8 protein-coding genes are annotated in these 12,417 nt (G+C 64.0%); 6 read left to right on the top strand and 2 right to left on the bottom strand.

The window, feature by feature from the left end:
• The first annotated feature begins 110 nt into the window (after positions 1-110).
• The 6 genes from EWM57_RS10865 (at position 111) to EWM57_RS10840 (ending at position 9,468) form a co-directional block, all read left to right on the top strand.
• The gene (locus EWM57_RS10865) at positions 111-3,206 is read left to right on the top strand and encodes an amidohydrolase family protein (RefSeq protein WP_129921166.1); all 3,096 of its coding nucleotides are present in this window, start codon (positions 111-113) and stop codon (positions 3,204-3,206) included.
• A 48-nt stretch (positions 3,207-3,254) separates the two neighbouring features.
• Positions 3,255-4,568, top strand: coding sequence for an amidohydrolase family protein (locus EWM57_RS10860; protein ID WP_129921165.1), 1,314 nt, complete (start codon positions 3,255-3,257; stop codon positions 4,566-4,568).
• A 309-nt stretch (positions 4,569-4,877) separates the two neighbouring features.
• On the top strand, positions 4,878-5,555 hold the full coding sequence (locus tag EWM57_RS10855) for a response regulator transcription factor (protein ID WP_129921164.1): 678 nt from the start codon (positions 4,878-4,880) through the stop codon (positions 5,553-5,555).
• 578 nt (positions 5,556-6,133) lie between these two features.
• On the top strand, positions 6,134-6,331 hold the full coding sequence (locus EWM57_RS10850; RefSeq protein WP_129921163.1) for a hypothetical protein: 198 nt from the start codon (positions 6,134-6,136) through the stop codon (positions 6,329-6,331).
• A 146-nt stretch (positions 6,332-6,477) separates the two neighbouring features.
• Positions 6,478-8,511: an RICIN domain-containing protein gene (locus EWM57_RS10845; RefSeq protein WP_129921162.1), complete on the top strand. Its 2,034-nt coding sequence runs from the start codon at positions 6,478-6,480 to the stop codon at positions 8,509-8,511.
• A 42-nt stretch (positions 8,512-8,553) separates the two neighbouring features.
• Positions 8,554-9,468: a DUF6929 family protein gene (locus EWM57_RS10840; RefSeq protein ID WP_129921161.1), complete on the top strand. Its 915-nt coding sequence runs from the start codon at positions 8,554-8,556 to the stop codon at positions 9,466-9,468.
• On the opposite strand, the gene EWM57_RS10835 is transcribed toward EWM57_RS10840, so the two are convergent.
• Together EWM57_RS10835 and EWM57_RS10830 are read right to left on the bottom strand one after the other, a co-directional pair.
• Positions 9,465-10,532, bottom strand: coding sequence for a hypothetical protein (locus tag EWM57_RS10835; protein ID WP_129921160.1), 1,068 nt, complete (start codon positions 10,530-10,532; stop codon positions 9,465-9,467). The two genes, EWM57_RS10840 and EWM57_RS10835, sit on opposite strands and share 4 nt — an antisense overlap.
• The gene (locus tag EWM57_RS10830) at positions 10,529-12,409 is read right to left on the bottom strand and encodes an NAD(P)-binding protein (RefSeq protein ID WP_242510043.1); all 1,881 of its coding nucleotides are present in this window, start codon (positions 12,407-12,409) and stop codon (positions 10,529-10,531) included. Before EWM57_RS10830 ends, EWM57_RS10835 begins: the two co-directional genes overlap by 4 nt.
• Positions 12,410-12,417 lie beyond the last annotated feature (8 nt).

The following is a 12,417-nucleotide window of genomic DNA, read 5'->3' as shown; positions in this document are numbered from 1 at the left end:
GGTCCTGCAACCCGGCGCCCGGGGTGGTTTCTTTGGCGCGGCGGCGGAAATAGGTCCGGCGGCCGTATCTTTCCCTCCCGACCCGTATTCCCCAACCCGCACCGTTTTCTATGTCGATTTTTTTACGCCAGCTGGGTCTGGCCGGCGGCCTGCTGCTCAGCGCCGCGGCCTATGCCCAGCAACCGAGTACGTATCCCCGCAACGGCGTCTATGACCAGCGCCCCGGCCTGTACGCCTTCACCCACGCCACCATTTTCACCGACTACAAAACCCGCCTCAACGACGCCACGCTGCTGATTCGGGACGGGAAAGTGGAAGCCGTGGGCACCGCCGTCAAAATTCCGGCTGGGGCCGTGGTCCAGGATCTGAAGGGCAAATTCATCTACCCCGGCTTCGTGGATCTGTACGCCAGCTACGGCGTGCCCGAGGTGAAGGCCCCGGCCCGGACCGGGCGGGGTGGGCCGCAGTTCGACAGCCAGAAAGCCGGCGCCTACGACTGGAACCAGGCCGTGCACCCCGAAATCAACGCCGCCGAGCTGTTTCAGGCCAATGAGGAGCAGGCCGACGTCTACCGCCGGCTGGGCTTCGGGGCCGTGCTCACCCAGCAGCCCGACGGCATTGTGCGCGGCACGGCGGCCTTGGTGAGCCTCAATACCAACCGCAAGGAGCAGGAACTGGTCCTCACCGACCGCGCCGCCGCCGGGCTGTCCTTCGACAAGGGCACCAGCTCCCAGGATTATCCCAGCTCCCTGATGGGCAGCATTGCCTTGCTGCGCCAGACCTACCTCGACGCCGACTGGAACCAGCGCAACCCCGCTAAGGAGCAAAACCTCTCGCTGCGGGCCTTCAACCAGCAGCGCGCCCTGCCCCAGATTTTCGTGGTTCGCGACAAGCAGTCGGTACTGCGCGCAGACCGGGTGGGCGACGAGTTTGGCACCCAGTATATTATCAAAGGAGCCGGCGACGAGTACCAGCGCCTGCCCGATGTGCAGGCCACCAAGGCCCCATTGATCGTGAGCCTCAACTTCCCCGATGCTTACAACGTGGACGACGTGTACGACGCCTCCCGCATCGACCTCTCGGAGCTCAAGCACTGGGAAATGGCGCCCGCCAACGCCGGGATGCTGGCCAAGGCCGGGGTGCCCTTCGCCCTCTCGGCCGCCGACCTCAAGGACAAGAAGAAGTTTCTGCCCAACCTGAAAAAGGCCATTGAGTACGGCCTGACCGAGGAGCAGGCCCTGCGCGCCCTCACGGCCACGCCCGCCGAGCTCATCAAGGCCCAGAACCAGGTCGGTAGCCTCAAAGCCGGGATGCAGGCCAACTTCCTGGTGTGCTCCAACCGCCTGTTTGCCGACGACAACGTGCTGCTCGACAACTGGGTGCAGGGGGAGCGGTACCAGCTCAGTACCGTGCCCACCGACTACCGGGGCGTGTACACGCTCAAGCTGATGACGACGGAGAAAGTCAAGAGCAACGAGTTCAAGATTGGCGCTGATATGCGCATGCTTGTTCAGGGCAAGCCCGAAGCGCCGCAGCTGAAGATTGTTACCGCCCCGGGCGACACAGTGAAGGGCAGCATCACCGTCAATGGAGAGCTGGCCACCATTGTCTTCGACCATAAAAACGGTACTCAGACGGATGTCACCCGGTTGAGCGGCTATTACACCCCCGAAAGCCGCCTGTTTCAGGGGGATGGGCAACTTAGCGGGCCGCAAACCGGTTGGGCAAGCGTGAAGTGGAGTGCCCAGCGCCAGGAGGAGGCCACCCGCGCCGCCCACCGCGACTCGGTGAAGGCCCCTGAACCCGTCCAGCTCGGGCAGGTGCTCTACCCATTCGTGGCCTTCGGCCGGACCGAAGTGCCGAAGCAGGAGACGGTACTTATCAAGAATGCTACGGTGTGGACCAGTGAGGCCGCTGGCAAGCTCGAAAACACCGACGTGCTGCTGCAAAACGGCAAAATCCAGAAGATTGGCAAAAACCTGAGCGTGCCCCAGGGTGGCCGCAGTATCGACGGCACCGGCAAGCACCTCGCCCCGGGCATCATCGACGAGCACTCCCACATTGCCATCAGTGAGGGCGTGAACGAGGGTACCCAGGCCGTGACCTCCGAAGTGCGCATCGGCGACGTGGTCGACGGCGAAGACATCGACGTGTACCGCGACCTGGCCGGCGGGGTGGTGGCTTCCCAGCTGCTGCACGGCTCGGCCAACCCCATCGGGGGACAGTCGGCGCTGGTGAAGCTGCGCTGGGGCATGACGCCCGAGCAGATGAAGATTCAGGGCGCGCCGGGCTTCATCAAGTTTGCCCTCGGCGAAAACGTGAAGCAAAGCAACTGGGGCGAGCTGAACGTGCTGCGCTTCCCCCAGACCCGCATGGGCACCGAGCAGGTATTCGTGGATGCCTTCACCCGGGCCCGGGAATACGAGCAGGAGTGGAAAGCCTGGAACAAGCTGGGCAAGGCCAAGCAGAAGAAAGGGGAGGCCCCGCGCCGGGACCTGGAGCTCGACGCGCTGGTGGAAATCTTGAACCGGCAGCGCTTTATCACCTGCCACAGCTACGTGCAGAGCGAAATCAACATGCTCATGGGCGTGGCCGACCGGCTGGGCTTCAAGGTCAACACCTACACCCACATCTTGGAAGGCTACAAGGTGGCCGACAAGATGAAGGCCCACGGGGCCAACGCCAGCACCTTCTCCGACTGGTGGGCCTACAAAAACGAAGTGCGCGACGCTATTCCCTACAACGCGGCCATCATGCACGACGCGGGCCTGAACGTGGCCATCAACTCCGACGACGCCGAAATGAGCCGCCGCCTCAACCAGGAAGCGGCCAAAACCGTCAAGTACGGCGGCCTTTCCGAGGAGGAAGCCCTGAAGCTGGTCACCATCAACCCGGCTAAGATGCTCCACCTCGACTCCCACATGGGCAGCATCAAAGAAGGCAAGGACGCCGACGTGGTGCTCTGGAGCGACAACCCGCTGAGCGTGTACGCCCGCGCCGAGCGCACCTTCGTCGATGGCCGTCAGCTGTTCGACCTCGAATCGGATCAGCAGCTGCGCCAGGACGTGCAAAAGGAGCGCCTGCGCATCATCCAGAAGATGCTGGCCGCCAAGAAAGCCGGGGCCCCGACCCAAAATCCCAGCGCCAAAGCCAACGGCCACTTCCACTGCGACACCGTGGGCCAGGGCAAGGACACTGATAAGTAGTCCCACTGCCGGCGCCTTCCTATTTCCCAGCATTTCACCGACGATTCTATGCGTTTTCGCACTTCTTTTTTCCTGCTGACCTTGGCCTTGGCGGGGCACGGGGCCCTGGCCCAGGTGCCCACCCCGGCTCCTGCCCAAAGCAAGCCCCTACTGCTCGTGGGCGGCACGCTGCACGTGGGCAACGGCACCGTGATTCCCAACGCCGCCGTGGCTTTTGATAAAGGTCGCCTCACCTACGCCGGCGCCCAAACCGGCTTCAGCCTCGACAAAGCCGCCTACGAGGTCATTGACGTGCAGGGCCAGCAGATTTATCCCGGCCTGATCTTGCCCAACACCACCCTGGGTCTGACCGAGGTGGACGCCATCCGCGCCACCGTCGACGAGGCTGAGGTGGGCACGATTAACCCCAACGTCCGGTCCCTGATTGCCTACAACACCGACTCCGACATCCTGCCCACCGTGCGCACCAACGGCGTGCTGCTGGCCCAGGTCACGCCCCGGGGCGGCATCATTTCGGGCCAGAGCAGCATCGTGCAGCTCGACGCCTGGAACTGGCAGGATGCGGCCATCAAGGCCGACGACGGCCTGCATCTGACCTGGCCCGCGCTGGTGCTCAAGCTCAACCCGGCCGAGGATGCCGCCGCCCTCGACAAGCGCGAAAAGGCCCGCCAGCAGCAGCTGCGCGACCTGGAGCAGCTGCTCAGCGAGGCCTCGGCCTACCGCAGCCTGCCCGCTGGCCGCCGCGAAAACCTGCGCCTCTCGTCGATGGCCGGGCTGTTTGATGGCTCCAAGACGCTGTTTCTGCACGCCGACTACGGCAAGGAAATCATCGAGGGCGTGCGGTTTGCCCGGCGCCTGGGCGTGCAGAAAGTAACCGTCGTGGGCGCCCGGGATGCCTGGATGATGCTCGACTTTCTGAAGCAAAACGACGTGGCCGTGATTCTGTCGCGCATTCACGCCCTGCCCCGCCGGGCCGGCGACGACTACGACCAGCCCTACAAGCTGCCCGCCCAGCTCGAGGCTGCCGGCATCCGCTACTGCCTCGACTACCAGGGCGACATGGAAGTGCCCGGCTCCCGCAACCTGGCCTTTATTGCCGGCACCGCCGCCGGCCACGGCCTGACCAAGGAACAGGCCCTGACGGCCGTCACGCTGAGCCCGGCCCGGATTCTGGGTATCGACAAGGACTACGGCAGCCTCGAAGCGGGCAAGTCGGCCACGCTGGTCGTGAGCTCCGGCGACCTGCTCGACATGCGCACCAACAACGTGACGCGGGCCTTTATCGACGGCCGCGCTTTTAGCCTGCAAAACAAGCAGCTCTACTTGCGCGACAAGTTCAAGAGCAAGTACGGTATGCCGTAAACGGCCCGGCCAGTTCACGGCATTAGCAAAAAAGCCTCCATCAGACGGAGGCTTTTTTGTTGGGGCAAACCGCTGGCAGCCAGTGCACCGTAAGGTAATGACCAGGCGTTGACATCCGGGTTCTGCCGGCCGAATGCGGATTCATCCTTAGAAATCAAGTATATTAACATTGTCTAATGAATGAGCCTGACCATGCCGCCCGTTGCGTTTCCTTTCCGCAGCAGCTGAGCCTGGCAAGGCGAGGAGGCTGCGGCCGGGCCATTCCGGCCGCAGGTACTACCTATATTTCTATAGTCGAAGCTGCCGGACATGACTGAATCCAACCTTACGCCAGCACTCATCAATGTCATGCTTGTCGACGACCACCCAATGGTGATTGAAGGCGTCAAGATGCTGCTGAAGGAGGAAGCCGACATCCGGGTAGTGGCTCAGGCCACAGACGGAGCCGAGGCGCTGGAGCTGCTGCAGCAGCACCCGGAAATTAACGTGGCCATCCTTGACCTCAATATGCCTCGAATGTCGGGTCTGGAGCTGGCTCGGGCCGTGCACGCGGCCCACCCGCAGGTGCGGCTGCTGGCGTTGAGCATGTTTCACGACTATGCCTCCGTAACGGCGGTGCTCGAGGCCGGGGGCTCGGGCTATCTGCTCAAGAACACAAACAAAGCCGAGCTCAGCGCGGCCATCCGGCAAGTAGCCGGCGGGCAGACGTTTTTCAGCCCGGAGGTGGGCGCCACGCTGCTCGCCAACCTGCCCCGGGCGGCCGGCCGCGGACCGGGACAATCGGAGCCCCTGGCGGCGCTGACCAACCGCGAAAAGGAAGTGCTGCTGCTCATTGCCCAGGAATACACCAACTCCCACATTGCCGAAACGCTCTTTATCAGTGAGCGGACCGTGGAAACGCACCGTAAGAACTTACTGACCAAGACGCATTCCAAGTCGGTTATCGGGCTGATTCAGTACGCTATGCGGCACAAGCTGATCAACTAATCAAGCTGATCAATTAATAGTACCTGGTTAGAGCCGCGTCAAGCGGCTTCAAAACCTGCAACAGCCTATTGGGTTATTTATAGTACAATTATAAGCCAATAATTACACGGCTGGCCCCTTCGTCGGAGCGGATTGGAGTGGTATTGATTATGACGTGCCGGGCAGCAACTGCCCTAGATAGTCCGCCCTTGTCGGCTGCTTCGCAAAGGATAATTCTTAAAAAACGCCCAAAAACAGTGTTTGTGGGCCGCAATTAGCGCTGTTTACTTAAGTAATCGTCAGTCAGACAATGGGTTGAAGCCAATGTTGAGCTTGGCTTAATGATAGTATGGCCGCGGATCAATACTCCGTACTGGTACGGATATAGGGCTCCGTAGCACCACGGAGAAGAGGTCGGGGCTACCACTGATTTTCATTCTTTTTATAAAAAATATACCTTTGCAATGGTCAATCAAATGATAATATCTTTATATTTGTTCAAGGGGTTTGAGAAACCAATCACATTTCCCTGCTGCAGCTCTCTTACACATTCTATTGCAAATCCTGTCCTAAACCCAACCCTTTAACGGAAAAAGACCATGCCGTCGAAGATTCTCTCCTTCATTTGCCACGTACCCGGCATGATGCCCGGTGCCTATCCTGCCGCCCCTGTTGCTGCTCCAAGTCGGGCCGTAGAGCGTAAAACAGAACCCAAAGCGGCGGGTGGTCATTTTACCGCCATCTACGAAAACGAGCGTTTTGTTCGCTTCAAGTACATCAACAACACGGGCAACTAACCTTGTCCAGCTTCTACTCCCGGTGTCTTCCTGAAACGCCGTGCTTCCCTGGCGGGATGAAGCACGGCGTTTTCTATTGGGCGGGCTCCAGGCTGCCGCGCCCGGATTTCGCCTAACTTGCGGGCCGGTTCATCCGTTTTGCGTGCATGCCCAATCCGCTCCGTTACCTGTTGCTTTGCCTGTTCGCGCTGCTTTCCCTGGCGGGACAAGCGCAGCAAGCCAGTTTCCAACCCGATGAAAACGCCTGGTACGGCGTCGTGGCCCGGGGGAGTGGCCGCTCTCTTGACATCACCGGCTCCTCGGCAGAGGCCGGGGCTGCGGCCGTCCAGTGGGAATTTACCCACTCCTTGAGCCAGCAGTGGCGGTTTGTGCGGGCCGCGGCCGGCAGCGAGTATTACCGCATCGAGGCCCGGCAGAGCGGCAAGTGTCTCACGGTGGAGAAGCCCGACGAAAACGCTACCATCACCCAGCGGCCCTGGTCCGGGAGCTTCTACCAGCAGTGGAAGTTGGTGCCCGCCGGTCCGGCCGGCAGTTTGCAGCTCGTGAGCCGCGGCAACGAGAAGTGCGCCGCCGTGCTGGCCGCCGATAAATTCAACGGGACGCCCATCGTGGCCCAGCGGCCCATGAACCGCGCCACGCAGCAATGGCGCCTGTTTAAGCTTCGCCTCAACCTTGACCCCCAGCAGACGGGCTTCGGGCCCGCCGTCCCGCTGACGGCTCTCAACACGCCCGGCAACGAATTGCAGCCCGTGCTCACGCCCGACGGCAAAACGATGTATCTGGCCCGCACCAAATTTGCCGGCAACTCGGAAGGCAACACCGACTCGGGCGACATCTGGGTGAGCCAGTCGGTGGATGAGGGACAAACCTGGGGGCCGGCCCAGCGACTCGACGCCCTCAATACACTGCAAAACAACGGCGTGATGGCCGTGCTGGGTGCCGACGGCAGCCGCCTGCTGGTGCGCGGCAGTTACGGCCGCGACGGCAGCTTCGCCGACGACGGCGTGTCGGTAGTGCCCCGCACGGGTGGGCCCAAGAGCAAAAGCGGGCGGCCCGAGGCCCTCGATATCCTTAACTACTACTCGGCGGCGGCCGCTACCACGTTTTTTATGACGGCCGACGAGAAAATCCTGCTGCTCTCTCTGGAGCGCGGCGACTCGTTTGGCGGCAACGACCTGTACGTGAGCCGGCCCGGGGCCAATGGCACCTGGACCGATCCGCTTAATCTGGGCGGGGTGCTCAACTCCCCGGGCTTCGAGTTTGCGCCCTGGCTGGCCCCGGACGGTAAAACCCTGTATTTCTCGTCCTACGGCCACGCCGGCTACGGCAGCTCCGACATTTTCGTCAGCACCCGCCTCGACGACAGCTGGACTTCGTGGAGTGAGCCCCGCAACCTGGGACCCACGCTCAACACAGCCGGCTTCGACGCCTACTTTATGCTTAGCCCCGATGGCAAGCAGGCCTACTACGCCGCCGCGCGCACGCCCAACGGCCCCGCTGACCTGTTTCGGGCCACGGCCAGCGGCGTGGCTCCGGCCGATACCGTACCGCCGCCGCCGGTGGTGCCCAACGTGGCCCAGCGCACCCTGCTGCGCGGCACGGTGCTGGACGCCAAAACCCGGCAACCGGTGGTGGCCGAGGTGAAAGCCATCCGGTTGGGCAACGACATTGCCTTCAACGCTACTTCCCGCACCGACGCCTCGGGGCAGTTCCAGTTTAGCCTGCCCCAGGGCCCATACCGGCTGGCCGCGGGCAGCAAGGGCTACCTCACGGCCACCGACACCATCAAGATGGTGGGCTCCATGACGCGGCAGCTGCTGCTGGTGCCCGCCGCCGTTGGGGCCAGCCTCGATTTGCCCACCCTGATTTTTGCCCAGGGCAAGTCCAATCTGCTGCCGGCTTCTTACGCCGAACTCAACCGCCTGGCCCGCACGCTCACCGACAACCCGACGGTCAACATTCGCCTTGAGGGCCACACCGACAACCAGGGCCGGGCCGAGCTCAACCAGCAACTCAGCGAGGAGCGGGTGGCCGAAGTGCGCCGCTACCTCGTCACGCGCGGCATCTCGGCCGACCGAATCACGACCATTGGCTTCGGGGGCACCAAGCCGCGGGCCAGCAATGCCAAGGAAGAAACCCGCAAGCTCAACCGTCGCGTGGAGTTTACCATCACCAAATAGCAGCGCCCGGGCGGGATTCGGGACGCATTTACCGGCAAGACTATGCAAGCGACTATTCGGCGGCAGCTGGAGCTGCCGGGCCTGCCCTCGGCCTCGGGCATCGAAATCCTGGGGAGCACAGCCTACATCATCGGCGACGACTCCCCGTTTCTGTACTGCCTCGACCTGCAGCACCTGGCCATCACCGACCGGGTTACGCTGTTTGAAACCGCCGATTTCGGTACCGGCCGCCTGCCGAAAGTGCTCAAGCCCGACCTGGAGTGCTTAACCGCGCTGACCACGCCCGCTGGCGAAACCGGCCTGCTGATGGGCGGCTCGGGCGCCACGCCGGCCCGCGAAACCGGCTACTGGGTCACGTTTCCGGTCGGCAGCCGGGTGGCGGCCGTGCGGGCGTTGAACCTGAGCGGGCTCTATGCCGCGCTGCGCCCCCACCTGCCGGCCGGGGTGGGCCTGAACCTGGAAGCCGTGGCCGCGTCGGGTACCGAGCTGCTGCTGTTTCAGCGCACCGTGGGTGCGGCCAGCGGCAACCTGGTTTATCGGCTGCCGCTGGCTGCCACCTGGGCGTTTGTCACCAGCCACTCGACGGCCGTGCCGGCTGTGCGGGCGCAGCACTTTGAGCTGCCCACGATTGAGGGCCGACCGGCCGGCTTTTCCGGAGCCACGATTTTTCAGAACACGCTTTTCATCACGGCTTCCGTGGAAGATACCCTCGACGCGGTGGCCGACGGAGCCGTGCTGGGCAGCTTCGTGGGCGTGCTGGAGCTGACTGCGTCGGGCCCGGACACGCCGGTGGTGACGCTGGCCCAGTTGGTGCTGCCCGACGGCCAGCCTTACCGGGGCAAGGTGGAAAGCGTGGCCGTGCAGCGCACGTTGGGTGCCGGGCGCTGGGAATTGGTGCTGGTAACCGACGACGACAACGGCGGTTCAACGGCTGTCATCGTGGAGCTGACAGTTTAAGCGGCAAGGGTGGGAGCCGCCGGGGCCGAAGCTTTTGGCCGCCGCCAGATAAAGCCATCGAGCACGTAATGGGTGGCCTGGGGCAGGGCCAGCAGGGGCACGAGCAGGGTTAGCAGCAGATGGTCGTGGACGGTGGGCAGGGACTGGAACCAGCCGAACACGGCGCCGTGCTCCCGCCACACCAGCCCGTCCCAGATGCCTTCTTCGAGGTAAGCCAGCAGAAACAACACGCCCAGAAACAACGCCACGCCCGCGCGGCCCGTCCACCAGGGTGCCCGCGGGACAGGATGCAGACCCGCGGCCGGCTGACTGGTCGTCCAGACCAAGGCCAGGTAGGGAATGCCGTGGGCCACCACGTTGAGCAGGGTAAAGGCCAGGTCGCCGTTGAAGTACACGATGCCGAAATACCACGACACCAGCGTGCCCAGCACCAGCAGGTTGCGCGGCACGTTCAGGCGGCGCGTCTGCCCCCAGGCCCGAATTTCCTTGCCCGCGTAGAGCAGTAGCAGCGCCCCGTAGAGGCCGGTAGCCACGGCCCGGCCCGCGGGCCAGTCGTAGTGCACAAAGTCGCCGTCGACAAACCAGGTGAAGTTGCGCGGCGGCGACAGGTGCCAGTAGAGCAGCGGGTAGATGGTGGCGTAGTAGATGACGGCCGCATCGAGTTGGCGGGCCCGGGACGAGGGCTCGTGGCGGGCGTAGAGGCGCAGGAAGCCGTACTGCTGCCGGATAAAGTGAAACACGGCCAGGTAGGCCAGCACCCGCCAAAACAGCAGTCCGCCGACGTAGTGCAGCGCCGCGCCCGCCAGGTAGCAGCCCAGCGGCACGAGCCAAAGCAAGCTTCGGTACTGCCGCCGCCGGGCCGCGTCGAAGTAGGTGCGAAACAAGGTGCTGTACACGTGAGAGACGTCGATGAGCACGACCAGGCCCACCCAGGCCACCAGGGGCATCTGGGCCGTGCTGCGAAACGGGGCGGGCAGCAGCACGACCACCAGCAGCGCCAGAAAGGGCGGGGCCAGAATCAGCCAGCCGTCGAAGCTCGCCGAGCGAATCCAGGGCTGCTTCACGAGGCGTCGAGCAGTTGGCGGGCCGCCCGGATTCCCTGGTAAAATGCTTCCTCGAAAATGGAAATGCCGCTCAAATCGGAATGGGCGAAAAAGAATGTGTTGCGCAGCGGCGCCGCCAGCCGCGGCCGGTCGGGGCCCCACAGAAAGCCCGGCGTGGGCGCCACCATCCCGTGTCCCCACACCCAGACGTCGGCGCGCTGCACCCGGGGCGTGATGCCGGGGTGGGCCGTTTCCAGCTCGGCCAGAATCTGCGTCACCCACTCGTCGTAGGAAGTTCGGTAGGCCTGGCGGCGGGCCTGGTCGGGCGGCGCCTCGGTCAGGGGCCAGTAAAACGTGACGACCTTCTGCTGGGTGCCCTGGCGCACATCTTGCTGGTTGGCATTCACGTAGCCCACCGAGGCGCTGCCGTAGAGCACATTGTCCCAGCTCAGGGGCTGGCCGGGGCCTTGGGGCAGGCCGTCAATGGTCAGGTTGGCCACCACCCAGGGCGCGTGGAAGGGCGGGGCCACCGCCGGTCGGCCAGGTACGTCCTTGAGCAGGCGCCGGGTCACAAACTGCGGGGTGGCCAGCAGCACCCGCCGGGCGTCGATGCGGGTAGTCGTGCCTTTGTCGGCGTGGTAGGCCAGCACCGTGGCGCCGGAGGGCGTTTCCTGCACTCGGTAAGCGAGGGTGTTGGCCAGAATGCCAGCGGCGGCCTGGCGGCGCAGGTTGTCGGCCAAAAAACCGTTGCCCTGGGGCCAGGTCAGCACGTCGGCACCGCTGGCGTTGTGGCCCCGGCCCTTGCGGGCGGCAAAGTAGTGGATACCGGCCCAGGCCGACACGTCCCGCGCCCGGGCGCCGTAGTCGTCCTTGCAGCAGTAGTCGAGGTACCAGCGCAGGTAGTCGGAGGTAAACTCCTGCTGGTCGAGGTACGTGGCGAAGGACAGGTGGTCCAGCTCCCGGAACCTGGGGTCGGAGGAAGACTCGTCGAGGGGAATGCGGAAGGCGTCGCGGCCGTCGGCGCCCTTGGCTTGGCGGAAATCCTCGATGAGGGCAAAAAACCGCGCAATCTGACTGCGGTCCTCGGCGGGCACGCCCAGCTCGGGCACCAGTCCGTTTTGCCAGTGGCCGTGAATGTGCAGGCGCTCCTCGGGGTCGTGGCAGAGGTGGTAGTCGTTGTAGATGGGCAGCCCCGCCGCGTCGAAGCCGGTGATGGTGCCCGCCTCGCGCAGAAAGTCAAGCAATTCCTGGTTGCGGTTGTCGGGCACGGGCAGGTAGTGGGCGCCCCAGGGGTAGGCCGACACTTCGTTCTGGCCCGAAGCCGAATTGCCGCCGGTGTGCTGGTCGAGTTCCAGCAGCAGCACGTCGTGGTGCCCGTGGCGGTGCAGCCAGCGCTTGGCCGACAACCCCGCCACGCCTCCGCCGATAATGAGCACGTCGGTTTGGCGCGTGCTGGTGGGCGCGGGCAGCTTGTCGGGGTGCCAGAGCCGGTGGCCCGTCGCCTTGTTGGCCCCGCGCAGGCTGCCGCGGATGTGGGCCCGGGAAGATGCCGGCGCGCACGATTCGAGCAGGGCCGGGCTCAGCAGCAGGCCCGCCACGCCCACGCCAGTGCGGCCGAGAAACTCGCGGCGGCCGGGCATAAACGTGCACTGGGGGGCGGGGGAGTCAGGCATAAGTAAGAAGGCGAGTCCGTAGTAAAGGTCAGCAGTAATCCGGAAGTCGTTGCGGACGGTCCGGAAACCGCTGCGGACGGTCCGGAAGTCGTTGCGGACATCCCGGAAGTCGTTGCGGCCGCCCCGGAAGCCGTTGCGGCCATTCTGGAAGTCGTTGCGGACGCCCCGGAAGTCGTTGCGGACGCCCCGGAACCTCTTGCGGACGGCCTGAAAACCGTTGGGCACGAGTGAAA

This window comes from Hymenobacter persicinus, assembly GCF_004167665.1.
Taxonomy (GTDB): Bacteria; Bacteroidota; Bacteroidia; order Cytophagales; family Hymenobacteraceae; genus Hymenobacter; species Hymenobacter persicinus.
This window is presented reverse-complemented; position numbering and strand designations above follow the sequence as displayed.